Source organism: Microbacterium karelineae, assembly GCF_009745985.1.
GTDB lineage: Bacteria > Actinomycetota > Actinomycetes > Actinomycetales > Microbacteriaceae > Microbacterium > Microbacterium karelineae.
The window spans coordinates 401,514-425,231 of the sequence record NZ_WFIX01000190.1; the positions used below are offsets into that span (position 1 = coordinate 401,514).

At 70.4% G+C, this 23,718-nt stretch carries 30 protein-coding genes; 22 read left to right on the forward strand and 8 right to left on the reverse strand.

Annotated features, from left to right (window positions below; genetic code table 11):
- Positions 1–11: 11 nt before the first annotated feature.
- Positions 12–323, forward strand: a complete 312-nt coding sequence (locus GB932_RS15000; RefSeq protein WP_197517509.1) for an AbrB/MazE/SpoVT family DNA-binding domain-containing protein — start codon at positions 12–14, stop codon at positions 321–323.
- A complete protein-coding gene (locus GB932_RS15005) occupies positions 320–631 on the forward strand; it encodes a hypothetical protein (protein WP_156761486.1) in 312 nt (103 codons plus the stop codon). The genes GB932_RS15000 and GB932_RS15005 overlap by 4 nt, the downstream gene beginning before the upstream one ends.
- Before the next feature lie 12 nt (positions 632–643).
- Here the strand turns inward: GB932_RS15005 and GB932_RS15010 are convergent, their stop codons facing one another.
- Positions 644–1,876 carry a sensor histidine kinase gene (locus GB932_RS15010; protein ID WP_156761487.1) on the reverse strand — a complete coding sequence of 411 codons (1,233 nt, stop codon included), beginning with the start codon at positions 1,874–1,876 and terminating at the stop codon, positions 644–646.
- A 149-nt stretch (positions 1,877–2,025) separates the two neighbouring features.
- Between GB932_RS15010 and GB932_RS15015 the strand changes: the two genes are divergently transcribed.
- The 4 genes from GB932_RS15015 to GB932_RS15030 all read left to right on the forward strand — a co-directional run bounded on the left by GB932_RS15015 (position 2,026) and on the right by GB932_RS15030 (position 4,221).
- A complete protein-coding gene (locus GB932_RS15015; protein WP_156761488.1) occupies positions 2,026–2,691 on the forward strand; it encodes a response regulator in 666 nt (221 codons plus the stop codon).
- A 160-nt stretch (positions 2,692–2,851) separates the two neighbouring features.
- Positions 2,852–3,328, forward strand: coding sequence for a hypothetical protein (locus GB932_RS15020; RefSeq protein ID WP_156761489.1), 477 nt, complete (start codon positions 2,852–2,854; stop codon positions 3,326–3,328).
- A gap of 13 nt (positions 3,329–3,341) precedes the next feature.
- A complete protein-coding gene (locus GB932_RS15025) occupies positions 3,342–3,773 on the forward strand; it encodes a hypothetical protein (protein WP_156761490.1) in 432 nt (143 codons plus the stop codon).
- 70 nt (positions 3,774–3,843) lie between these two features.
- Positions 3,844–4,221: a hypothetical protein gene (locus GB932_RS15030; RefSeq protein WP_156761491.1), complete on the forward strand. Its 378-nt coding sequence runs from the start codon at positions 3,844–3,846 to the stop codon at positions 4,219–4,221.
- 13 nt (positions 4,222–4,234) lie between these two features.
- Here the strand turns inward: GB932_RS15030 and GB932_RS15035 are convergent, their stop codons facing one another.
- From GB932_RS15035 to GB932_RS15045, 3 genes are read right to left on the reverse strand one after another with little or no spacing between them, the layout of a single operon-like run.
- On the reverse strand, positions 4,235–5,188 hold the full coding sequence (locus GB932_RS15035; RefSeq protein ID WP_156761492.1) for an ArsA family ATPase: 954 nt from the start codon (positions 5,186–5,188) through the stop codon (positions 4,235–4,237).
- A complete protein-coding gene (locus tag GB932_RS15040) occupies positions 5,179–5,439 on the reverse strand; it encodes a cory-CC-star protein (protein WP_156761493.1) in 261 nt (86 codons plus the stop codon). The genes GB932_RS15035 and GB932_RS15040 overlap by 10 nt, the downstream gene beginning before the upstream one ends.
- Positions 5,440–5,444: 5 nt before the next feature.
- Entirely contained in the window at positions 5,445–7,178 is a 1,734-nt protein-coding gene (locus GB932_RS15045) for a carbon starvation CstA family protein (protein WP_156761494.1), read from the reverse strand.
- Positions 7,179–7,322: 144 nt separating this feature from the next.
- Here GB932_RS15045 and GB932_RS15050 point away from each other — a divergent pair, with 144 nt between their 5' ends.
- From GB932_RS15050 to GB932_RS15105, 12 genes are all read left to right on the forward strand, one after another.
- Positions 7,323–9,098 (forward strand): sugar phosphate isomerase/epimerase and 4-hydroxyphenylpyruvate domain-containing protein, encoded by a 1,776-nt coding sequence (locus GB932_RS15050; RefSeq protein WP_156761495.1) that lies wholly within the window; start codon positions 7,323–7,325, stop codon positions 9,096–9,098.
- A 9-nt stretch (positions 9,099–9,107) separates the two neighbouring features.
- The gene (aroQ, locus tag GB932_RS15055; protein WP_156761496.1) at positions 9,108–9,548 is read left to right on the forward strand and encodes a type II 3-dehydroquinate dehydratase; all 441 of its coding nucleotides are present in this window, start codon (positions 9,108–9,110) and stop codon (positions 9,546–9,548) included.
- Between the two features lie 96 nt (positions 9,549–9,644).
- Positions 9,645–10,184, forward strand: coding sequence for a TRAP transporter small permease (locus GB932_RS15060; protein ID WP_197517510.1), 540 nt, complete (start codon positions 9,645–9,647; stop codon positions 10,182–10,184).
- Complete coding sequence (locus GB932_RS15065) at positions 10,181–11,455, forward strand: TRAP transporter large permease (RefSeq protein ID WP_156761498.1); 1,275 nt, start codon at positions 10,181–10,183, stop codon at positions 11,453–11,455. Before GB932_RS15060 ends, GB932_RS15065 begins: the two co-directional genes overlap by 4 nt.
- Positions 11,452–12,354 carry a shikimate dehydrogenase gene (locus GB932_RS15070; RefSeq protein ID WP_231916235.1) on the forward strand — a complete coding sequence of 301 codons (903 nt, stop codon included), beginning with the start codon at positions 11,452–11,454 and terminating at the stop codon, positions 12,352–12,354. Before GB932_RS15065 ends, GB932_RS15070 begins: the two co-directional genes overlap by 4 nt.
- Positions 12,355–12,382: 28 nt before the next feature.
- Positions 12,383–13,402, forward strand: coding sequence for a TRAP transporter substrate-binding protein DctP (gene dctP, locus GB932_RS15075; protein ID WP_156761499.1), 1,020 nt, complete (start codon positions 12,383–12,385; stop codon positions 13,400–13,402).
- A gap of 106 nt (positions 13,403–13,508) precedes the next feature.
- A complete protein-coding gene (locus GB932_RS15080; RefSeq protein ID WP_156761500.1) occupies positions 13,509–14,153 on the forward strand; it encodes a TetR/AcrR family transcriptional regulator in 645 nt (214 codons plus the stop codon).
- Between the two features lie 54 nt (positions 14,154–14,207).
- Positions 14,208–14,873 (forward strand): DUF2306 domain-containing protein, encoded by a 666-nt coding sequence (locus tag GB932_RS15085; protein WP_156761501.1) that lies wholly within the window; start codon positions 14,208–14,210, stop codon positions 14,871–14,873.
- A 14-nt stretch (positions 14,874–14,887) separates the two neighbouring features.
- Complete coding sequence (locus GB932_RS15090) at positions 14,888–16,177, forward strand: sensor histidine kinase (RefSeq protein WP_197517511.1); 1,290 nt, start codon at positions 14,888–14,890, stop codon at positions 16,175–16,177.
- Positions 16,174–16,812, forward strand: a complete 639-nt coding sequence (locus GB932_RS15095) for a response regulator (protein ID WP_156761503.1) — start codon at positions 16,174–16,176, stop codon at positions 16,810–16,812. Before GB932_RS15090 ends, GB932_RS15095 begins: the two co-directional genes overlap by 4 nt.
- A gap of 46 nt (positions 16,813–16,858) precedes the next feature.
- Positions 16,859–17,176, forward strand: coding sequence for a FitA-like ribbon-helix-helix domain-containing protein (locus tag GB932_RS15100; protein WP_197517512.1), 318 nt, complete (start codon positions 16,859–16,861; stop codon positions 17,174–17,176).
- A complete protein-coding gene (locus GB932_RS15105) occupies positions 17,163–17,555 on the forward strand; it encodes a PIN domain-containing protein (protein WP_156761504.1) in 393 nt (130 codons plus the stop codon). The genes GB932_RS15100 and GB932_RS15105 overlap by 14 nt, the downstream gene beginning before the upstream one ends.
- Before the next feature lie 3 nt (positions 17,556–17,558).
- On the opposite strand, the gene GB932_RS15110 is transcribed toward GB932_RS15105, so the two are convergent.
- Positions 17,559–18,062, reverse strand: a complete 504-nt coding sequence (locus GB932_RS15110) for an aminoacyl-tRNA deacylase (protein WP_156761505.1) — start codon at positions 18,060–18,062, stop codon at positions 17,559–17,561.
- Positions 18,063–18,147: 85 nt separating this feature from the next.
- A complete protein-coding gene (locus GB932_RS15115; protein ID WP_156761506.1) occupies positions 18,148–18,663 on the reverse strand; it encodes a DNA helicase in 516 nt (171 codons plus the stop codon).
- 96 nt (positions 18,664–18,759) lie between these two features.
- On the opposite strand from GB932_RS15115, the gene GB932_RS15120 reads away from it, so the two are divergent.
- Together GB932_RS15120 and GB932_RS15125 are read left to right on the forward strand one after the other, a co-directional pair.
- Complete coding sequence (locus GB932_RS15120) at positions 18,760–19,317, forward strand: peptidylprolyl isomerase (protein WP_156761507.1); 558 nt, start codon at positions 18,760–18,762, stop codon at positions 19,315–19,317.
- A gap of 45 nt (positions 19,318–19,362) precedes the next feature.
- Positions 19,363–20,268 (forward strand): rhomboid family intramembrane serine protease, encoded by a 906-nt coding sequence (locus GB932_RS15125; RefSeq protein ID WP_156761508.1) that lies wholly within the window; start codon positions 19,363–19,365, stop codon positions 20,266–20,268.
- A 316-nt stretch (positions 20,269–20,584) separates the two neighbouring features.
- Here the strand turns inward: GB932_RS15125 and GB932_RS15130 are convergent, their stop codons facing one another.
- Positions 20,585–20,824, reverse strand: coding sequence for a cell division protein CrgA (locus GB932_RS15130; protein WP_156761509.1), 240 nt, complete (start codon positions 20,822–20,824; stop codon positions 20,585–20,587).
- Between the two features lie 69 nt (positions 20,825–20,893).
- On the opposite strand from GB932_RS15130, the gene GB932_RS15135 reads away from it, so the two are divergent.
- Complete coding sequence (locus tag GB932_RS15135) at positions 20,894–21,658, forward strand: class E sortase (protein ID WP_231916236.1); 765 nt, start codon at positions 20,894–20,896, stop codon at positions 21,656–21,658.
- Positions 21,658–21,843 carry a hypothetical protein gene (locus GB932_RS15140; RefSeq protein WP_156761511.1) on the forward strand — a complete coding sequence of 62 codons (186 nt, stop codon included), beginning with the start codon at positions 21,658–21,660 and terminating at the stop codon, positions 21,841–21,843. Before GB932_RS15135 ends, GB932_RS15140 begins: the two co-directional genes overlap by 1 nt.
- A gap of 10 nt (positions 21,844–21,853) precedes the next feature.
- On the opposite strand, the gene pknB is transcribed toward GB932_RS15140, so the two are convergent.
- Positions 21,854–23,716 carry a Stk1 family PASTA domain-containing Ser/Thr kinase gene (pknB, locus tag GB932_RS15145; protein WP_306769966.1) on the reverse strand — a complete coding sequence of 621 codons (1,863 nt, stop codon included), beginning with the start codon at positions 23,714–23,716 and terminating at the stop codon, positions 21,854–21,856.
- Positions 23,717–23,718: the final 2 nt, after the last annotated feature.

A 23,718-nucleotide genomic window follows, 5' to 3' on the forward strand; every position in this document is an offset into this window, starting at 1 on the left:
AGAATGCAGGTATGTCCACCGCAGAGTTCCACGGTTACGTCGGCGTTCAGCGTCGAGGTCTCATCGCGCTGCCCACCGAGCTGCGCCAGCGGCTGCATCTCGACGAGCCCGGTGCACAGCTCGAGGTGACGGAGCGTCCCGACGGCGTCGTGGAGCTGCGCCCGTCGCTCCCGATTCCCGCGGATCAAGCGTGGTTCTGGACGGAGCGATGGCAGCGGCGCGAGCGCGAGGTCGATGCGCATGTCGCCGCGGGGGACGTCACGACGTTCGACAGCGGTGACGACTTCCTCGCGCACCTCGACCAGGTCGCTGACGACTCGTGAAGTTCGAGGTCACCCCGAGTTTCGACGGCGACATCCGGCGGCTGAAGCCCGAGCACCTGGCGGAGTTCCGCAAGGTCCTCCGCGAGAAGTTCGTCCCCGCGTGCGATGCGTTTGCCGCCGATCCGGCCACGCCGTGGACCGCCTCACTGCGGGTGAAATCGGTGCGATCGGCACCCGGAGTGCTCGAGATGACGCGGTCGTTCTCGTCGCCCGACGGCCGAGCGACGTTCGAGCTCGTCACCGTCGAAGGTGAACTGCGGGTCCGCTGGCGTCGTGTGGGCGATCACGACGTCTTCAAGAGCCCCTGAAGCCCGGGCCGGTCAGCCTCGAGCGGCGTCTGCGCGGCGGCTCGCGGCGGCGGAGTCGATGGGCAGCTCGACGTGCAGCGTCCATGTGTCACCGTCGGCTGACGTCGTGAGCTCGCCGCCGAGCTGGCGGGCGCGCTCCCGGTGGCGGGCGAGCCCGCGGGACGTCGAGGCGACGGCGTCGATGGCGACCGCATCGGGGCGTATCCCGTTGACGACGTCGAGGATCAGGTGGTCGCGGCGACGCGCGACGGCGAAGGTCACAGGCGCCTCGGGTGAGCCGTGCTTCGCGATGTTCGTGGCGGCCTCGCGGATCGTCCTGGCGAGGGTGGCCGTGACGAGTCGGCCCAGCGCGACGTCGCCGATCTCGTCGCGAGTGTGTACCGCGAAGCCGAGTTCGCGCAGCGTCGTCGCGGCCCCGGAGAGGGCGTTCGGGATCGTGTCGGTCGTCGCGTCGGCCTCGCCCGTCGCCGCGATCACGCGGCGCACGTCGTCGAGCGCGCGCGTGGAGGCGACGGTGATCGCGTCGATCGACTCGACGGAGGTGCGCGGCGTGCGCTCGTCGACGGAGAGGCCGAGCGCACGCGCCTGCATTGCGACGATCGTCAGGTCGTGGGCGAGGATGTCGTGCAGGTCGTCCGCGATCCGTTCGCGCTCGTCGCGGAGCAGCTCTGCCTGTGCCCGCGTGGCGCGTTCGAGCTCGTCGGCCGTTGCCTGGTGCGCGAAGATCACGATGCGGAGGCTCGCGCCGATCACCACGGTCACGAGGGACAGGATGATCAGGATGAATGTCATCTCCGACGTCGTGTCGGGCTCGACGAGCTGGCGCACGACGCCGCACGCCCACAGGATGCCGATGTAGACGACCGTGCCGGAGAGGCTGCAGGTCAGGGCGACGAAGATCGCGGCGAGCAGGATGCCGCTGAGAGTCGGGCCGGCCGTCTCATCGAGCAGGCCGAGCGCGCTGAGGGTCACGGCCGCGACGCCCAGCAGTGTGAGCGCGATCGCGGCGACGGGCGGGCGCCACGCGAACATGCCGAACAGGATGGCGATGGCGAAGGAACTCAGGACATGAAGATCTACGAGGTCCGCAGGCGACGTCAGATCGGCGAGGATCGACGCCGCGATGAACGCCGCGACCACGAGCACGATCGTGCGCGCGGTGCGGCCGAGCGGAACGTATCCGAGGGGTGAGACGCCGCCGTAGGCCGCGAGCCACCGCGCCGGCCGGGTCTGGTTGCCGGTCATCCGCAGAGGCGGGAGTATCGGCAGAAGACGTCGATCAGGTGGCGGAACGGGGTCAGGAGCATCCGATGGACAGGCCCTTCACTGGTGGCGGTGGTGTCGCGGCGAGCCTACCGTCGGCCGTTGGCGGCGCCGATTCGTAGACTGAACGGGTGTCGAAGATCCGAGTGCTCATCGCCGACGACGAAAGTCTGGTGCGCCGGTCGCTCCGCACCTATCTCGAGAGCAGCGGTGAGGTGGAGGTCGTCGGCGAGGCCACGGACGGCCGAGAGGCCGTCGCGATGACACGGTCTCTCGCACCCGATGTGGCGCTGATCGACCTCCGGATGCCGCACCAGGACGGTGCGTCCGCGACCGCGGAGATCCGTTCGACGATGCCGAGCGTGAGATGCGTGTGCGTGACGACCTTCGGATCCCGGAAGGCGGTGCTGTCCGCTGTGCATGCGGGGGCGCAGGGATACGTCGTGAAGGATGCGGCGCCGGACGAGATCGTCGACGCCGTGCGGACGGTGCACGCCGGAGGATACGCATTCGGCGACGTCGCCACTGGGCAGCTGGTCGCATCGGCGCGCGGCATCGACTCCGATCCGGACCACGCGCGCGAGCCGCTGACCGAGGCCGAGCGCCTCACCGACCGACAGCGCGACGTCGTGACCCGTGTCGCGTCGGGCATGTCCAACGGAGACATCGCGCGCGACCTGCACATCACCGAGGCGACCGTGAAGACGCACCTGGGCGCGGTGATGTCCAAGTGGAACGTAAAGGACCGGGTGCAGGTCACCCTCCGCGCCGCCCGGGCGGGCATCGTCACGATCTGAGAGGCGTCTGCGACTTTTGGATGAGTCGGGTCAAACCTTCGTCGCAACTTCATTCTCAGGACCTCTCGACGCTTATAGCGTGACTGGCGTTCACGCGTGTCGCATTCAGCACTGTTCGTCGAAATCACGGCGATGAGTCAGGGGTCAAGGAGAAAAGGGTATGAAGAAGTCGCTTCTGTCTATCTCGGGAGGCATCGTCATCGCGTCACTGTCCGTTGGGACGATGGTTGTGCCTGCGTCCGCTGCGGAACCGTTGTCCACCACGACGAATGGTGTGACCAGCACGGCGGCAATGACCGCGACGTTCACCCACGCGCAGTGGCGCGTCATCGAACGGAATGCCCGTGCTGCCGGTGACAAGGAGGCAGCGGCCTACGCTGCTGCGCAGGCTGACCCGAACTCGATCCGGCCGATGGGTCTCGGCGGCCTGGCGCTGAAGGCGATCAAGTATGCGTTGAAGTATGGGTACGACCTGCTTCCGAAGGCGGTCAAGCCGTACGCAGGAAAAGTTCTCAACGTCCTCGACGCGATCGAGGAGGTCGCAGAGTACCCGATCACGATGCTGCTGTGGCACAACGGCGTCCCCTATGATCACGCTAGGCTCATCGCGCAGTGGATCGTGACCTTCGCCGTCTGACAGAGGAGCGTCCATGACGTCTCATCGTCTGGTGGGAGCTCCGATCATCGGGCTCTGGATCGGCGGCGCGATTCTCGTCGGTGCGAGCCCGGTTGTTCTGGGCGTCATCGTCGGATGGCTCGTTCCATGGGGTGGTCCTCCGCGAGCCGGCACCACTGGATGGTCGGTGCTCCATCTGCTGTGGATCATGCCGGCCTTCATCCTGGCGAGTGCGCTGGGTTCGGCGGTGATGAAGACGGTGCCGCCTCGACTCCGTTTTGTGCGGGTGACGGTCGACTTCGCCATCTCCGTGGCGCTGATCAGCGTGCTCCTGATCGTCTTCTTTGAGGAGTGGGCGGGAGCGTGCACGGCAGGAGCGATCGCCGGAGCCGGTTATGTGGCGTTGAAACCGCTTTTCGATCGATGGGATCGGCGGGAGCAGGAGGCGCGTACTCATCGTGTCTGAGAGTGCAGGCGGAAGTCGGCGATGGTCTCCGCAGGTGCCTGTCCGCCTGCTGAGAGATCGGACTGTTCAGATGCCCTCTCCCGCATATGTTCTCAATGCGCTCGCGCTGGCCATCGGTGCGGTCGGCGGGTGGGCCTGTGCCCTGCACTTCGGACATGGCGTCGTAGGGACGATCGCGTTCGTGGCTGCGATCGTCGCCATCGTCGAGACATGGCGGATCCGGAGGCGCCGCAACGGGGCGGGTCCCGCGGTCGTCGTCCTGGCGATCACGACGGTGCTGGTCGTCGTCGGCGTTCTCGCCGCCAAGGGTGCGATCCCCGCAGCGCTCGTCTGGGCGGGCGCCGCCGGCTTCGTCGTGAGCTGGGCGTATGTCCTGGCGATTCGGATCAGGTGGGGTATCGGCTCAGATGCAGAGGCATCGTCGGATCGCCCGCGCGGTCTCGGCTAGCCAGGCGACACTGTCACCGGACGGAATCAGGTCCCGCCAGCGCCCCCGCGATCCGCTCGAGGGCCGGCAGGCCGACGAGTTCGTCGACGAGGGGGATCCGCGTGACGGGGGCGCCGAGGTCGAGGTCCACCAGCAGCTCGTCCTCGCGGGCGGCGCGCGCCGGCATGAGTCCGGCGGGGGAGAGGCGGTTCGCGACGACGCCGACGAGCGGGATCCCGAGGGTCGCGAGCTGCGCGGCGACCTCGCGGCTCTCCGCGATCGGCATCGGCTCCGCGACGGTCACGAGCAGGAAGCCCGTGCGGGCCGGATCCCGCAAGCTGTCGCGCATGAGCGAGAAGCGCGCCTTCCGCCGCAGGAGCATCCGCCGCAGCTCGGCGTCCCGATCCGACGTGTCCTTCGTTCCGCCGAGCGCGCCGTAGGCGACGCCGAAGCGCTCGGAGCGGTCGCGGTTCGCGAGCAGCTTCTCGGTCCAGCCCGTCATCCGCTCGGGCATCGCGAGCAGGTGCAGAGTGTGGCCCGAGGGCGCCGTGTCGAACACGACGAGGTCGTACCGGTCGAGCCCCATCTCGAGCGCCTCCGCCACGCGCTCGAGCACGGCAGACTCGTGTGTCCCCGGTGCGTCGCGCGCCGAGTTGAGGTGCTCGCGGGCGGCCGCGTGCAGGCGATCGGGCAGGAGCCGCGTCATCGTCTCCGACACGGCGGCGAGGTGCCGGTCGACCGTGCGGGCCGGATCGATCTCGACGCCGTCGACGCGGCCGGCGCCCTCCCAGAGGGGAACGACGTCGTCGCCGATCGCGCACTCCCACAGGTGCCCGAGGTTGTGGGCCGGATCCGTCGAGACGACGAGCACGCGGGACCCGCGCCGGGCGCAGGCGAGCGCGAGCGACGACGCGACGGACGTCTTGCCGACACCGCCCTTGCCGCCCACGAACACGGCGCGGTGGGACGCGACGTCGTTCAGCAGCACGAGATGTGGTCCAAGGGCGAGCGCTCCATCCCTGCGCGCTGGTGCCACGCGTGGAAGTCGTCGTACACGGCCGGCATCAGCTCGGCCGTGTAGTAGGCGGCCGGGTCGGGCACGCCGAGAGACTCGGCGAGCACGACGAGCATGAAGTGGTCGTCCTCGTCGCGCTGGGCCCGGCCGAACGTCCTGCGGTACGGGCCCGCATAGAAGTCGTTCAGCCCCACCTGGAAGGCCGCCCAGCGCGACGGGGACATGGCGCCTACCTCGACGTCGGGATCGTCGTCGTCACGTGGTCCACGAGGTCGGAGTCCTCCGCCTCCTCCGGCTCCGACGCGGCGCGGCGCATCGCGACGACGCCCTCGATGCCGACCCAGATCGTCGCGACGATGATGACCAGGTCGAGCACCAGCAGCAGCCAGTTGGTCTCGACGCCGCCGTTCCAGAACGTCCCGACCTGCACGATCGCGGCCCAGAACGCCGCCACGAACACGATCACGAGCGGGATGATCGCCACGAACGCGTTGCGGCGCTTCCGGATCAGCATGATCGACACGATGATGAGCGTGAGCGAGGCGAGCAGCTGGTTCGTCGTCCCGAACAGCGGCCAGATCGTGAGCCCGCCGGATCCGTCGACGCCCTGGCTGAAGACGAGCGCGAGGCAGACGATGAGCACGACGATCGTGCCGATGATGTTGTTCATCTTGAAGCCGATGACCTCGGCCGCCTCCTGGAAGACGAATCGCAGCAGACGCACGCCCGTGTCCATCGTCGTCGCGGCGAACAGCACGGCCATCGTCGCGAGCACGGTCGCCGACAGCGACTGCGGCAGGCCGAGGCCCATCTCGATGATGTTGCCGCCGCCCTCGACGAAGGCGCCGACGCCGCCCTGGCCGAACGCGCTGTAGATCTCCTCCCAGCGAGCGACCGACTGGATCCCGGCGGTCGTCGCGATGATGGATCCGAGGGCGAGCATGCCCTCGCCGACGGCGCCGAAGTACCCGACGAAGCGGGCGTCGGTCTCCTTGTCGAGCTGCTTCGACGTCGTGCCGCTCGCGACGGCGCCGTGGAAGCCGCTGATCGCGCCGCACGCGATCGTGACGAACAGCAGCGGCCAGATGGCGGGCGTGCCCTCGGGGACCGCGGTGTTGATCGCGGGCGCGACGAAGCCGTTGCCGAAGACGAGGCCCGCGATGATCGTCCCGACGAACAGGATCGCGAGCCCCACGAACAGCTGCACGCCGTTGATGTAGTCGCGCGGCTGCAGCAGCAGCCACACGGGGAGGAGCGAGGCGATGCCCGCGTACAGGAACAGGATGATGATCCAGAACGTCGCGGGGCTCATGCCGAGGATCGGGTCGGGCAGCACGATCGGCATCTGGTCGCCGATGACGATGAGCGCGTAGAGAGCGACGACGCCGACGATCGTGACCGCGAGGAGGTTCCAGCGCAGCTTGTACACCGCGAGGCCGATGAGGATCGCGACGGGCACGGCGCCCCACGCGGGGATGACGGCGGACGGGTTGCCGATCAGCAGATCCTTGATGACGACGGCGAAGGCGGCGATCACCATGAGCAGCAGCAGCGCGATGACGACGAGGAACGCGTACGAGCCGCGGCGCCCGATGTACCGCGCCGCGAGGGCGCCGATCGACCGGCCCTTGTTGCGCTCGGACGCCCAGAGGGCGCCGAGGTCGTGCATGCCGGCGAAGAAGACGGTGCCGATCGTGACCCAGAGCACGGCGGGGAGCCAGCCCCAGATCACCGCGATCGCGGGCCCGACGATCGGGGCGGCGCCCGCGACGGACGTGAAGTGGTGGCCCCAGAGCACGAACTTGTTCGTCGGCACGTGATCGATGCCGTCGTTCTTCTCGTGGGCGGGGGTGCGGAAGGCGGGATCGAGCTGCAGCACCCGCTTCCCGAGGTACTTCGAGTAGACGAGATAACCGGCTGCGAAGATCGCGAGTCCGATGACCAGGAGGATCACGGAATCCATGCGATGCCCTTTCTGTCGTCGTCGACAGCGTGCACAAGGACGCTGGAAGGAGCGGCCGAAGGGAATCTCGGCGTATCCATAAGGTACCGCGCGGGCGCATCGATCGGGGATCGCGTAAAATGTACGATCTGGTACGTTAATAGCATGAACACGTCAGTGGCGACGGTGTGCCTGTCGGGCGGGCTCGTCGAGAAGCTCCACGCCTGCGCGGTCGCGGGTTTCGACGGCGTCGAGATCATGGACGCCGACCTCGTCGCGGCTCCCGAGTCTCCCGAGGAGATCCGCGCGCTCTGCGACCGGCTCGGGCTGCGGATCGAGATGTTCCAGCCGTTCCGCGACGCGGAGGGCGTCGACGACACGACGTTCGCCGACAACCTGCGCCGCGCGAGCGCGAAGTTCGACGTCATGGAGCGCCTCGGCACCGACCTCATGCTGCTGTGCAGCAACGCCGGCACCGCCACGACGGGCGACGAGGATGTCCTCGTCCGCCAGCTCGGCGCGTTCGCCGACCTCGCGGCCGAGCGCGGGATCCGCGTGGCATACGAGGCGCTCGCATGGGGCCGGCACGTCGACGACTACCGTGACGCCTGGCGCCTCGTCGAGCGGGCCGACCGGCCCAACCTCGGGATCTGCCTCGACAGCTTCCACATCCTCAGCCGCGGGCACGACCCCGCGGACATCGAGCGGATCCCCGGCGAGAAGATCCTCTTCCTGCAGCTCGCGGACGCGCCCGCCCTCGACATGGACGTCCTCCAGTGGAGCCGTCACCATCGCCTGTTCCCGGGCGAGGGCGACTTCGACCTGACGGGCTTCCTCGGGCACGTCCTCCGCGCGGGATACACGGGCCCGCTGTCGCTCGAGGTGTTCAACGACACGTTCCGCCAGACCGACGTCGTGCGCACGGCCGCCCACGCGCGCCGGTCGCTGACCTGGCTCGCTGACCGCACGGCGGCCGCGAACGGCTGGTCCGAGCCGCGGATCCCCGCGCCGAAGGAGGCGCGAGGCGTCGACTTCGTCGAGGTCGCGGGATCCGATCTGCACGAGATCGACCAGCTCCTCGGGCAGCTCGGCTTCGCCTTCCGCGGCCTGCACCAGTCGAAGCCCGTCCGGCTGTGGTCGGCGGGCACGGCGCGGATCATCCTCAACGAGCAGGTGCGCGCCGCCGCGCCGCGACTGTCGGCTCTCGGGCTCACGGTCGACGACGCGCGCTCCGCCGCGGCCCGCGCGTCCGCGCTCGGCGCGGATCCGGTGTTCCGCCGCACCTATCGCGGCGAGGTCGAGCTGCGCGCCGTCGCCTCGCCCGACGGCACCGAGGTGTACTGGAACGACCGCGACCCCGAGGAATCGTGGATCCGCGAGTTCTCCGGCGGCGAGGCGCGCGCCGCCTTCGCGGGCACGATCGACCACGTCAACGTCTCGTACCCATGGCAGGAGTTCGACGAGGCGGTGCTGTTCATGTCGAGCGTCGTCGGCCTCGGCGCGGAGCCGCCCGCCGACGTGCCGGGGCCGCGCGGGCTCGTGCGCAGCCAGGTGATGCGCTCGCGTGACGGTGTCGTGCGCCTGCCCATGAACCTCGCCCCGCCGACGGCGCCCGTGCCGCATCGGCACATCGCGGTGCGCGTCGACGATGCGATCGCCGTGGCGCGGGGTGCGCAAGAGCGCGGCCTGCGGTTCCTGCCGATCCCCGCCAACTACTACGACGACGTCCAGGCGCGCTTCGCGCTCGACGACGACGTGCTCGGCGCCCTGAAGGAGCTCGGGCTGCTCTACGACCGCGACGGCGACGGCGAGTTCATCCACTTCTACACGCCGACCTTCGGCGGGCTGTTCCTCGAGATCGTCGAGCGGCGCGGCGGATACGACGGCTACGGCGCGCCGAACGCCCCGGTACGCTTGTCCGCGCAGCGGCAGGTGGCGTAGGAGGCATACATGCACAAGCGAGTCCTGGTCGTCAACGGCCCGAACCTCAACCTGCTCGGCACGCGCCGGCCCGAGGTGTACGGCACCGACACGCTCGCCGACGTCGAGCGGGTCGCGACCGACGCCGCGCGCGACGTCGGGTTCGACGCGCGCTGTGTGCAGTCGAACTCCGAGGGGGCACTCATCGACGCGATCCACGCGGCGCGGCACGACTGCGACGGAATCGTCATCAACGCCGGCGCCTACACGCACACGTCGATCGCGATCCGCGACGCCCTCGAGGGCGTCGCCCTGCCGTTCGCCGAGGTGCACATCTCGAACGTCTACGCGCGCGAGCCGTTCCGGCACCACTCGCACCTGAGCGCGCTCGCCGCGTGCGTCATCGCGGGCGCGGGGATCCAGGGCTACGACTTCGCCGTGCGCCGCCTCGCGGCGCTGCTGGCCGCGTAGCCGGGATCGACGCGGGCGCGGATCCCCTTGCGCGCTCAATGTACTACCTGGTACGTTAGTTCTCGACCTGCTCGCATGGACCGACAAGGATGTCCCATGTCCGACACACCCCCACCGGGGCGCGCACCCGCCTGGCGCCGCGCCGTCCGCGTCATCACCGCGATCGAGATCGCCATCGGCGCGACCTGCCTCGTCGTGATCCTCGCACTCGTGTTCTTCCAGGCCGTGCAGCGGTACCTGCCGATCGCACAGATCGCCTGGACAGGCGAGATCTCGCGCTTCTGCCTCGTCTGGCTGACCTTCTCCGTCGCCGGCGTGCTCATCACGACCCGCGGCCACATCGCCCTCGAGATCGTCGACGGGCTCAGGAGCCCGATGGCGGTGCGCATCGTGCAGGCGGTCTCGCTCGTGATCGTCGCCGTGATCGCCGTGCTCCTCGTCTTCGAGGCGGCCGAGCTCATCCGGACGCAGGGGATCATCCGCTCGTCGGTCCTGCGCATCCCGATGTCGTGGGTGTACGTCCCGCTCCTCGTCGGCGTGTGCTCGACCGCGATCCGTTCGCTCGCGCTCGCCGGGTACGTCGCGGCGCGCGGCCCGCTCCTCGCGGACGTCGACGACGAGGAGGTCGTCGCATGATGCTCGCACTGCTCGGCATCGCCATCGCGGTGCTCCTCATCATCCGGGTGCCTGTCGCCTTCGCCTTCCTCGGCCCCTCGATCCTGTACATGTGGATCGGCGGCCAATCGGTCGGCAACGCGCTGCGCGAGGTCTTCAACGCCGCCGACAGCTTCCCGATGCTGGCCGTCCCGCTGTTCGTGCTGCTGGGATCCCTCGCCAATCGCGCGGGGATCGCCGACCGGCTCTTCCGCTTCGCGCTCGCCGTCCTCGCCCGCGTGCGCGGATCCCTCGGCTACGTCTCGATCGGGACGAGCGTCGGGTTCAGCTGGATGAGCGGATCGGCCGTGGCCGATGCGGCCGCGCTCGGCAAGGTGCAGATCCCGCAGATGATCCGCGAGGGGTACGGCCGGCGCTTCGCGACGGGCGTCTCGGCCTCGTCGTCGCTCATCGCCCCCGTCATGCCGCCGTCGATCCCCGCCGTCATCTACTCGGGGCTCGCCGCCGTGTCGACCGGCGCGCTCTTCGCGGCATCGGTCATCCCCGCCATCGCGATGGCGATCGGCCTCGTGATCGTCGTGGCCGTGCTCGTCGCGCGCAATCCGAGGATCCAGCGCGGCACCTTCGACGGGCGCGAGGTGCTCGCGTCGCTGAAGGGAGTGATCCTGCCGCTCATCACGCCCGTGATCATCCTCGGCGGGATCCTCGGGGGCGTCTTCACCCCGACCGAGGCCGCGGCGGTCGCCGTCGTCTACATCCTCATCATCGGGGTCGTGCAGCGCTCGCTCACGTGGCGCGGCCTGATGGAGGCGCTCAAGGAGACGGCCCTCACGACGGCGGCGATCATGCTCATCGTCGCGTCGGCGTCGCTGCTGGGGTACATCCTCGCCCGCGAGCGGCTCCCGCAGCTCATGACGGAGGCGATGTTCGCGATCAGCGACGACCCGACAGTGTTCCTGCTGCTCGTCGTGGTCCTGTGCCTCGTGCTCGGCACCGTCATCGACGCGACCGCCGTGCTCGTCCTGATCGTCCCGATCCTCATCCCGATCGCGAACACGTACGGGGTCGACCCGATCACGCTCGGCGTCATCGCGATCGTGTCGCTCATGATCGGCCTGCTCACGCCGCCCGTCGGCACCGTGCTCTTCGTCACGGCGTCCGTGTCGCGCACCCGCATCGGCGAGGTGTTCCGCGGAACCCTGCCGTTCCTCATCCCGTACATCGTCATCGTGCTGCTCGCAGTGCTCTTCCCCGGCATCGTCGCCTGGCTCCCGGGGGTGCTCGGGCTGTGAACGCCGCACCGACCCGCCTGCCGCGCTCGCCGCGGTCGATCCTCGTCGGCCTCGTCGGCCAGGGGGTGGGCCCGTCGCTCACCCCGCCGATGCACGAGCTCGAGGGCGCGCGCCACGGCATGAGCTACGTGTACCGCACGATCGACATCGACCCCGCGCACGCGGCACCCGAGCACCTCCGCCCGTTGCTGCGGTCGGCGCGCGCCCTCGGCTTCGACGGGCTCAACGTCACCCACCCCGCCAAGCAGGCGATCGTCCCGCTCCTCGACGAGCTCGCGCCCGGCGCCGCCCGCGTGGGCGCGGTCAACACCGTGCGGTTCGCGGGCGAGAGGATGATCGGCCACAACACGGACGTGACGGGCTTCGGATCCGCATTCGACGCGGCCTTCGGCGACGAAGAGCACGGGCTCGTCGTGCTCGTCGGCGCGGGCGGCGCGGGCAGCGCCGTCGCGACGGCCCTCGACGAGCGGCGGATCGCGGACCTCGTGATCGCGGACGTCGACGCGGGCCGCGCCGAGGCCCTCGCGCGCCAGCTGGGCCCGCGCGCCGGCGGATCCGTCCGCGGGGCCGGATCCGCGGAGCTGCCGCGTCTGCTCGCCGCGGCGAGCGGCGTCGTCAACGCGACCCCGTTCGGCATGGCCGCACACCCGGGCATGGCGTTCGATCCCGCGAGGCTCCCGGCCGACGCGTGGGTCGCCGACATCGTCTATCGGCCGACGGACACCGCGCTGCTGATCGCGGCGCGTGCCTGCGGGCTGCGCACGATGTCGGGGCTCGGGATGGCGATGGGCCAGGCGGCCGACGCCTTCGAGATCTTCACGGGCGTGCGCGCGGACCGCGCCGCCATGACACGAGACCTGCAGGACCTGGTCGCCGCCGAGGCGGCCTCCCCGGCGTGATCCGGGCAGAACGAGAGGAAGACGGACAATGAATGCACGAACCAAGCGAGCAGCGTGGGTCGCTCTGGTCGCGGCGCCGGCACTGGCGCTCGCGGGCTGCAGCGGTGCCGATGACGGGGCCGCGACCGGCGAGGGCGGCGATGTCGAACTGACCTTCGCGACGAGCTACAACGAGGATCAGCCGCAGCACACGTGCGGCGTCGATGGCATCAAGGAGGACGTCGAGGCGGCCGATGTGGGCCTCGCCGTCGAGGTCTTCCCGTCGAGTCAGCTCGGCGGCGATGCCGACCGTATCGCAGCGGTCGCCTCAGGCGACATCGACATCGACCTGCAGGGCGCGTCGGCGCTCGGCGCCGTGTACGAGCCGATCTCGGTCCTCGACGCCGCCTACGCCTTCGACGGACCCGAGCACCTCCAGGCCTTCATGACGAGCGAGGAGGGCCAGCAGGTCGCCGCCGACTTCGCCGACGCCTCGGGCGTGAGCGTGATCGGCGCCTGGTCGGCGGGGGCGCGCCAGTTCACCGCGAACGCGCCGATCACGGGGCCGGCGGACCTCGCGGGGATGCGCATGCGATTCCCCGGATCGCCGCAGTTCCTGCTCAACGCGCAGGCGCTCGGCGCGGCCGCGACCGAAGTCGCCTACGAGGAGCTCTACCTCGCGCTGCAGCAGGGCACGGTCGACGGCCAGGAGAACCCCATCACCAACATCGACGCCCTCAACCTGCAGGAGGTGCAGAGCCACCTCAGCCTGTCGGCTCACGCGCTCAACACCAACCTCATCATCGTCGGCGAGGTGTGGAACGAGCTCGATGCCGAGCAGCAGGAGGTGCTCCAGGGCGCCGTCGACGACGCGATCACGCAGGTGACCGCGTGCGTCGCCGACGCCGAGGCGGAGAAGATCCAGGAGTGGAAGGACGGCGACGAGTGGACCGTCGTCGAGGACGTCGACATCGACGCCTTCCAGGAGCAGGCCGTCGCGTGGTTCGAGGGCAACCTCGAGGGAGACTCGCTCGCCGTCTTCGAGGCGATCCGCGCCACAGCGGGCTGATCGCGGCGCGCCGGGCGCGGACGAGGGGTCCGCGTCCGGCGCCGCACGGATCCGTACGATGTTGGGGAGGCGCGCGCGACGCGGGCGTCCGGAACGAGGAGACGGCATGACGAGCGACACGGACGACGCCCCCCGCGCACGCGATGCCGAGCGCACGCGGCGCGAGCTGCTCGACGTCGCGAGCGAGGTGTTCGCCGACGTCGGCTACTCGGGCGCCCGCGTCGACGAGATCGCCGCGCGCACGCGCACGACGAAGCGGATGATCTACTACTACTTCGGCGGCAAGGAGCAGCTGTACATCGCAGTGCTCGAACGGGCCTACCGGGGGATCCGCGAGGCGGAGAGCCGCATCGACGTCGCGGGCCTCGCACCGCTCGATGCGCTGCGTGCGATCGCCGTCGCGACCTACGACCACCACGTGCGGCACAGCGAGTTCATCCGCCTGGTCATGATCGAGAACATCCACCGCGGCGAGTTCCTCAAGCAGATCGACTCGCTGCGGGAGCTCGGCCAGCCCGCCGTCGACACCCTCGAACGGATCCTCGTCCGCGGGCGCGCCGAGGGAACGTTCCGTGATGACATCGACGCTTTCGACCTGCACATGCTCATCAGCTCGTACTGCGTGTTCCAGGTCGCGAACCAGCACACCTTCGGCTATCTCTTCGACCGCGACATCCTCGCGGAGCCGACCGCATCGCACGCGAGGGCGATGCTCGCCGACGTCGTCGCCAGCTGGGTCGCCGTGCGCTGAGAACCGGCCATCCGGCCGACGCGGGCGCGGGGGCGCCTGCCGCAGGATCGTGGCATGTCCTCCGCACAGCCCCGTGTTCCCGCCCGCGAGTGGGCGCTCGCCGCCGGCCTCATCCTGCTCGCGCTCGTGCCCGTCGCCGCGGGATCCGCGCGGCTCGGCAGCATCGCCGGCGGCGTGTCCACCCCCGAGACGGCGCGCTTCGTCGACGATCCCGTGCCGATCGTGCTGCACATCGTCGCGGCGCTCGTCTTCTCACTCGTCGGCGCGTTCCAGTTCCTCCCGACCATGCGGCGTCGCCGCACGCGCTGGCATATGTTCGCGGGACGATTCCTGCTCGTGCCCGCGGGCGTCGTCGTCGCGGGATCCGGCCTCTGGATGAACGCCGTCTACACGATGCCGCCCGTCGACGGCCTCGGGCTCGCGATCTCGCGCTGGATCGTCGGAATCCTCACCCTCGCCTTCCTCGCGTTGGGCGTCGCGAACATCGCCCGCCGCCGCCTCCCCGAGCACGGTGCGTGGATGATCCGCGCCTACGCGCTCGCGATGGGAGCGGGCACGCAGGTGCTCACCTCGATGCCGTTCATCCTCGCGTTCGGGCCGCCCGACGAACTCGCGCGCCTGCTGCAGATGGACGCCGGGTGGATCCTCAACCTGTTCGTCGCAGAGGTCGTCATCCGGCGACGGATCCCGTCGCGCCGCACCACGGCGGTGGGGGTATGAGTAGCGTGTCGAGCATGGGAGCGGATGCGGCCGGCGGAGAGGGCGCGCTGGGCGTCCGCGCGCGGATCCGCGCCGCCTGGGGCGCACCCTCCGCTCCCGCAGCCGGCCCCCGGCGGCGGGACGTCGTGCTCGTCGGCATCGTCGCGGCGGCCGCCGTCGTGGAGACGGCGCTCCGCTCCGACCTCGCGTGGCCCGTCCCCACGGCCGCCGTGACGATCCTCTTCGCCCTCGGTCTGCCGTGGCGGCGGCGCCACCCGCTGCCGATCGTCGTCGCCGTCGCGCTCGTCGCCGCGGGCTTCGCACTCGCCGCCGCCGCGGCGGGCGCCGGGCAGAACGCGCTCGCGAGCATGTTCGTCGCGATCGTCTTCCCGTATGCGCTGTTCCGCTGGGGATCCGGCCGCGCCCGCATCATCGGCGGGCTGGTGCTGTTCGCCGGGCTCACCCTCTCGACCGCGCTCGGGGGCGAGGGGATCCCCGGCGCCGTCGCCGGCGTCGCGTTCGTCGGCGGCACATGCCTGGCGGGCGCGCTGCGCCGGGAGCGCGTCATGGCGCGCGGGCGCGAGCGCGACGCGATCCGCGCCCGGGAGCGTGAGTCCCTCGCGCGCGACCTGCACGACACGGTCGCGCACCACGTGTCGGCCGTCGTCGTCCACGCGCAGGCGGCGCGCGCGCTGCTCCCCGCGGATCCGGATCGCGCCGCAGACTCCCTCGCCGAGATCGAGAGGGGGGCGCAGGCCGCCCTGGGCGACATGAGATCCCTCGTGCGCATGCTGCGCCGGGACGCAGGATCGCGCGGGGAGACGTCGCGAACCGTTCCGCGAACGGACCGCGCAGGCACGTCGATCGCGCGCGATGGAGCGCGGGCGTCGGCTCCTCCGGCGAGCGTCGATTTCGTGCGCGGCCAGGAGCTCGATGCCGCGCCGCTTGCGCCGACACCGGGAATCGACGCCCTCGTCGCGCTCGCCGCGGACGGCCCGCCCGCCGTGCGGGTGCGCGTCGATGCCGGCGCGATCCCCGACGTCCTCGCGCAGGCCGCGTTCCGCATCGCGCAGGAAGCAGTGACGAACGCCCGCCGTCACGCGCGCGGCGCGACGGCGATCGACGTCGCCGTCCGCGAGGAATCGGGCGACGTCATCGTCGAGGTGCGCGACGACGGATCCGCGCCGTTCCGGATGACGGAGGGATACGGGATCCTCGGCATGACCGAGCGCGCGACGCTCCTCGGCGGATCCCTCGCCGCGGGGCCGGAGCCGGAGGGCGGCTGGCGCGTCCGGGGCGTGCTGCCGAGGGGAGGAGTCGGATGACGCGCGTGCTCATCGCCGACGACCAGCCCGCCGTGCGCTCGGGGCTGCGGGTGCTGCTCGAGACGCAGGGCTTCGAGGTCGCGGGCGAGGCCGCCGACGGTCGCGCGGCGGTCGACCTCGCGCGGCGGCTGCGGCCCGACGTCGTGCTCATGGACATCCGCATGCCGCGGATCGACGGCATCGAGGCGACCCGAGCCCTCGCGGGACCGGGCGTCGCGGATCCGATCGCGGTCGTCGTCGTGACGACGTTCGACCTCGACGAGTACGTGCACGGCGCCCTGCGCGCCGGGGCGAAGGGCTTCCTCCTGAAGGACGCGGGACCGCGGCTGCTGGGCGAGGCGGTGCGCGCGGCGGCGGCGGGCGACGCGCTCATCTCGCCGCGCGTCACGACGCGGCTGCTCGAGACGTTCGCGAGGCGGGATCCACGGCCTCGCGAGCCCGTCGAGCCGCTCTCGCCGCGTGAGGAGGAGGTGCTGCGCCTGCTCGCGCGCGGCCTCACCAACACCGAGATCTGCGACGAGCTGTACGTCTCGCTCGGCACGGTCAAGACCCACATCGGCGGGATCCTCACCAAGCTCGGCCTCCGCAACCGCGTCGAGGCGGCGATGTGGGCGTACGAGACCGGGAGGGTGTGACGGGGGAGCGCGCAGTGCTAGCATCATGACAGCAGAGGGGGCCCGCATGTCGACGATCACGGTGAGGAATCTGCCCGACGATGTCGTCGCGCGGCTGAAGGCCCGTGCGGCGCAGCAGGGCCGGTCGATGGAGGCCGAGGCGCGCCGGGTCCTGGCCGATTCGGTGTCGCCGAGCGGCATCGAGGCCGCGGCGGTCGACGCGCTGGTGAGCCATCGCCTCCGTGTGCGCGCGCGCCCGGCGAGCGAGGTGCGCGCGCGGCTCGGCGCGATCGGCCCCGCCCCCGGCGGATGGGCCGAGGAGCTTCACCGCGATCGCGATGACGATCAGCCGGAGGATCCGTGGCGGCGTCGTGATCCTGCTTGACACGTCGGTGCTCATCGCGCTCCCCGAGGTGGAGATCCCCGACGACGACATCGCGGTCAGCGCGATCTCCTACGCCGAACTGAGCTTCGGCGTCGCCGTCGCGACGGATCCGACGGTCCGACGCGAACGGCGGCGATACCTGGCCGAACTCGACGACGCGCTCGGCGTGGACTGGCTGCCGTTCGATCGCACCGCGGGCGACGGATATGCGACGCTCGCCGCCCGGATCGCGAGCCGGAGGCCCTCCCACGCGCGGAGCAAGGACATCCTGATCGCCGGGCACGCGTACGCGCTCGGGGCGCGATTGGCGACGCTCAACCCGCGCGATTTCGAGCTCGTCTCCGACGAGGTGGGCGTGGAGGTGCCGGCGCGCCGGTGACCCTCACTCCTTCGGGAGGGCCCCGCGGATGCCGTCGATCGGGTCCGTGATGTCGGCGACCGTCGCGCCGTACGCCGCGAGGAGCGCATCGGCGTCGACGTAGAGGGCATGGTCGTGGGCGCCCGCGCCCATCGAGATCCGCTTGCCGCGCATGCGCTCATCGGCATATACGGGCCAGTCGGTGGTCGAGCCGAGGGGAACGATCGTGCCGCGCTCGTACCCGGTCGCCGCGAGCGCCAGCTCCGGCTCGGGAAGGCGCAGCCGGTTCACGCCGACGACGGCGCGCAGCTTCGCCCACGAGATCGCCCTGTCGCCGGGCACGAGGGCGAAGCAGTACTGGTCGCCCTTCCCCTTCACGACGAGGGTCTTGACGATGTCGGAAGGGGCGATGCCGCGCTGCGCGGCCGCTTCCTCGAGGGATCCGGCGCGCGGAGACTCCCGGATCTCGATCTCGAGGCCGCGCGCGTCGGCGGCCTCGCGCACTCGGCGCGTGGGGTCGTCGGTCATGTCTCCTCCTGCGGTGTCCACCGGGGCACGGACAGCGAAAAGGGGTGCGCGGACCGAAAGGCCTGCGCACCCCGTCTCGTGATGTCTACGCGTCCGGGGCGGCGACGGCCTCGTCGGCGACCCAGAGCTCGTCCTCGGCGCTGAGAGTCTTCCATGCCACGACGAAGATGCCGACGGCGGCCGCGATGCCGAGCACGGCGGCGATGACGGCGCCCGCGCTGGACTTCTTCTTCGGCGGCTCGACGACGATCGTCCGCTTGCCGAGCTTCTCGGCCGTCGCGTCGTACGCGCCGATCGCGCGGCCGATCACGCCGCCGGCGGCCGGGATCACGCGGCCGTCGAAGAACTTCTTGCCCTTGCGGTAGCCCGACTCGACATAGGGCTGCGCGCGCTCGACGTAGGGCTCGAGGTACTCGTGGTACTTCCTGCGCGCCTCCGGCGCGAGCACCTCCTGATTGATCGCACTGAGCTGGCGACCGGCCGCGCGGGCCACATCGGCGGCCTCCGCGGCGACCTCGCGCTGGGCTTCCAGCACTCGGTTGGCGGTGCCCTGGAGCCTGCGGAGCTCCTTCTTGCGCTTCCTGCTGAGGCTGACGCTCACGTGTGTGCCCTCCCGCTGAGTCGGTACTTACCCCCATCCTGCCACGGCGCCCCGGATACCGGCGAGGGAACCGGGGTTCTCTGCGAGAATGGACCCATGACTCAGCACACGGCCGTCGCCACCGTCCACACGAATCACGGCGACATCGTCATCAACCTGTACGGCGACCACGCGCCCGCCACCGTCGAGAACTTCGTCGGCCTCGCCACGGGCGAGAAGGAGTGGCAGGATCCCCGCACGAACGCGAAGGGCGACGGCCCCCTCTACAAGGACGTCGTCTTCCACCGCATCATCCCCGGATTCATGATCCAGGGCGGCGACCCGCTCGGTCAGGGCATCGGCGGCCCGGGCTACGCGTTCGACGACGAGATCCACCCCGAGCTGAACTTCAACGAGCCCTACATCCTCGCCATGGCGAACGCGGGCAAGCGCCCCAACGCCATCACGGGCAAGATGAGCGGCACGAACGGCTCGCAGTTCTTCATCACGACCGATCCGACGCCGTGGCTGCAGGGCAAGCACACGATCTTCGGCGCCGTCGCCGACGACGCCTCGAAGAAGGTCGTCGACGCGATCGCCGCCGTTCCGACGGGCGCCAACGACCGCCCCGCCGAGGACGTCGTGATCAGCACGATCGACATCGCGCAGGCCTGACCCGGCGCTCCGCACGAAGCTCTGCCAGATCGGATCCCCGCCGCAGTGACGTCGAACTCGTACACCGACAACCCCGACAACTACTGCTACCGGCATCGTGATCGGCAGAGCTTCGTGCTGTGCCAGCGCTGCACCCGCACGATCTGCCCCGAGTGCCAGACCCAGGCCTCGGTGGGGTTCATCTGCCCCGAGTGCATGAAGGAGCAGCGGAAGAACCGCACGCCCGCGCAGAAGCGGGCAGCCCGCCGCTGGGGCCGCGGATCGGGCGGCACGGCCGTGTCGTTCGGCTCCAGCAGCACCCGGGTCATGACGACCCTGTTCGTCGTCACGGCCGTCGTCTATCTCGCGCAGCTCCTGGGGCGCGTCGTCCCGGGGCTCGAGGTGCAGGCCTGGCTGCTGTTCTGGCCGCCGTATCTCTACCCCGACGTGGCGGGCACCTTCCAGCCATGGCGTGTCCTCACGGCCGCCTTCGTCCACTCCGGGTTCTGGCACGTCGGGCTCAACATGCTCGCACTGTGGATGGTGGGGCGGTCGCTCGAGCCGATCCTCGGATCCTGGCGCTTCCTCACGACCTACCTGCTGAGCGCCGCGGGCGGATCCGCCGCCGTCGCGCTCCTCGCGTTCTCGACCCCCGTCGTCGGTGCCTCCGGCGCGATCTTCGGCCTGTTCGGCGCTCTGCTCGTCGTCGGCCGGCACCTCGGCGCGAACATGACCGGCATCTACGTCGTGCTCGGCATCAACCTCGTGATCGGCTTCATCCCCGGCATGAACATCGCCTGGCAGGCGCACCTCGGCGGCCTCGTCGTCGGCGCGGCCGTCGGGTTCATCCTCACCCGCACGCGGCGCCCGAACCAGCGAGGCCGGCAGATCGGCCTGCTCTGCCTCGTCGGCGCCGTGATCGTCGCGGCCTTCCTCGTGCCGCCGCTGACGGGATACGCGACCCTCACCTGATCCGCCCCGCCGATGCGCCGTCCACACCTCTCTCCACAGGGTGGGCTGCGTTCTCCACAGGTGAGCGCGAGTTCTCCACGGGAATGAGCGGATTCTCCACCCTCTGTCCACCCGTTCTCCACCGGAAATCGACAGTTGTCCCCGGAGTTATCCACAGATCCATCCCCAGGTGGGGAGAATCACACGCGTGTTATTCACACCTGGGGACACGGCTGTGGATGAATCACAACGGTGTGATTCACCCCGCCGGGGCCACGCGAGAACGCCCCGCCCGGAACGGATCCGGACGGGGCGAGGGACGTGATGAGGCGCGCGGCTATCGCCAGCGGGTCGCCATGATGAGGCCGATGAACGCGAGCCCGCCGCCGATCGCGAGGTTCCACGCCCCGATGTCGGGGATGGGGAACTGCGAGCTCGAGAGGTAGAACACGAGGATCCAGGCGAGCCCCAGCAGGAAGAACGCGACCATGACGGGCCGGAACCACACGGGGTTGGGCAGCGGTTCACCCGGGACATGGGTGAAGTCGTCGTCGTCCTCGTTCTTCTTGCGTGCCATGTGCGTCAGTCTACGGGAGGGCCCCGTCCGGACGCGACGGACACCCGCGGGACCGGTACGCTCGTGACCGTGAGCATCGAGGCGAAACCGCTGCCGCGCCCGCGCCGCGTCCGTCGCCGGGCCACCTTCGCGAGCGTGCTCGGCGAGCTCCTCCTCACGGTCGGGGTCGTGATCCTCCTGTTCATCTCGTGGCAGCTCTGGATCGGCGACCTCATCATCGGCGAGCAGAACAACCTCGCCGGGGCCGAGCAGATCGACGAATGGTCGCGGCTCGAGATCGCGCCGCCGCCCGTGACGGAGGATCCCGCGACGGGGGAGCAGTGGTACGAGCCGCCGACCCTCGAGCACCCGGGAGAGGGCGAGGTCTTCGCGACCATGCGGGTGCCGCGCTGGGGCGATGACTACAAGGTCAACATCGCGGGCGGCACGACGCGATCCGTGACGCTCGACCACATCGGCATCGGCCTGTACACCGAGTCGAAGATGCCGGGCGAGGTCGGCAACTTCGCCGTCGCCGCGCATCGCACGACCTTCGGCAAGCCGTTCGCCGACATCTCGACGCTGCAGATCGGCGACGCGATCGTGGTCGAGGCCCCCGAGGGCTGGTTCACGTACCGCTACCGCTCGCTCGAATACGTGGTCCCGTCGCAGCTCGATGTGCTCGCCGACGTCCCTCGCATGCCCGACGTCGAGTCGAACGGCACGCGCTACATCACCCTGACCAGCTGCTCGCCCAAGTTCTCGCTCGCCGAGCGCATCATCGGCTACGGAGTGTTCGAATCGTTCACCCCGCGATCCGAGGGCGAGCCGGACTCCCTGGAGAGCGTGAGCTGATGTACGCAGGACTCTGGCGGATCCTCCCCGGACCGTGGCCCGTGAAGCTGCTCGCCCTGCTCGTGCTGCTCGCGGCCGCCCTGTACGGGCTCTTCTGGCACGCGTTCCCGTGGGTGGCGGGGATGATCATCCCCGACGAGGCGACGGTCGGGATGGCTCGGGCGGTCGGCGCGGCGCTGCTGTGAGCGCGGGCGATCACTCGCCCTTCCTGCCCTCGTCGGACTTGTCGCCGCCGGTTCCCCCGTCGTTCCCGTTGCCGTCTCCGCTGTCGTCGTCCGCTGCGGGCTCTCCCGAGCAGATGGTGAGCGTCACGGTGGAGTGCACGGGCACGTCACCCGGCGCGGGTGACTGCGCGATGACGATCGGCTGATCCTCCGCCTCGCACGTGTCGTCCTCGCGCGTCTCGGGCGCGAGGCCCAGGCGCTCGAGCTGGTCGCTCGCCGCGTCGAGCGTGAAGCCCTCGAGGTTCGACGTCGTCACGCGGCCCGTGGCGATCGTGAGGTCGACCATGGCGCCCTGCAGCACCTCGTCGCCCTCCGCGATCTCCTCGCCGTCGATCTCGGCCTTCAGCACGGTGCCCTCGTCGCTGTCGGGGTCGTTGACGGGCAGCACCCTGCCCAGGTGCAGGCCCTCCGTGCCCGAGATCGCGTCGCGCGCCTGCTGCTCGCTGCGACCGGCGAGCTCGGGGATCGTCGACGTGAGCCGGCCCTCGGAGACGACGACCTCGACCGTCGCGCCGTTCATGACCGACGTCCCCGGCGCCGGATCCGTGCGGATCACGAGGTCCTCGGCGACGGTGTCGCTCGGCTCGGACCGTTCGATGGGCACGAGCCCGGCGTCCTCGAGGGCGGCCGCTGCGCCCTTGTAGTTCATGTCGGTCACATCGACGACGTCGACCGTGTCGGCGGCGCGCAGGTCGAGCGGATCCGTGCGGATGACCCAGAATGCGACGGCCGCCACGAGCGCGACGAGCAGGGCGATCGCGGCCCACACCCACGCGACGGGCGGGCCCGACTGCGTGCGGGCGATGCCGTTCTCCGCCGACAGCTGCGTGAGGGTGTGCTCGGTCTCGGTCTGCTTCTGCTGCCGTTCGCCGTACAGCTCGTCGGTGAGCGCCGCCAACTGGCGGCGTGACGGGCTCTTGCCGTCGAGGGCCGCGTCGAGCTCCTCGCGGAACGTCGCCGCATCGGCGAAGCGCTGCGCGGGATCCTTCGCGAGCGCGCGCATGACGATGGGATCGAGCTGCGGGGGCGCGCTGGCGGCGACCTTCGTCGGCGGGATGGGCGCCTCGCGCACGTGCTGGTATGCGACGGACACGGGCGAATCTCCGCGGAACGGCGGGCGGCCCGTCAGCAGCTCGTAGAGCACGACGCCGGTCGAGTAGATGTCGGCGCGCACGTCGACCTGCTCGCCCTTCGCCTGCTCGGGAGAGAAGTAGGCGGCGGTGCCGAGGATCGTCGTCGTCTCGGCGACCGTGGCCGAGGTGTCGCTCACGGCGCGCGCGATGCCGAAGTCCATGACCTTGACCTGGCCGTCGTCGGTCACCATGACATTGGCGGGCTTGATGTCGCGATGGATCACGCCCGCGCGATGCGAGTACTCGAGCGCCTCGAGGATCCCGTCGACGTACCGCGCGGCGTCGTCCGCGGGCATGGGACCGTCGGCGATGAGCTCCTTCAGGAGTCGGCCGTGGACGAGCTCCATGACGATGAACGGCGTGTGCCTCGTGCCGCCCGTGCCATCGTCCTCGAGATCCTCGCCGGCGTCGTACACGCGGACGATCGACGGGTGCGACATGCGGCTCGCCGCCTGCGCCTCGAGCCGGAAGCGGGTGCGGAAGGTGTTGTCGCTCGCGAGATCCCGGCGGAGGATCTTGATCGCGACGAGGCGTCCGAGGGTCAGGTCGTAGCCGCGGTAGACGCTGGCCATCCCCCCGCGCCCGATGAGAGAGTCGACGCGGTAGCGGCCGGAGAGGATCCGTTCCTGCTGGACGGGAGTGTCCATCGCCTGAGTCCGCTCGTCCGACACGTCGTCGCCTCCCCCAAGGTGTGCGTGCATGG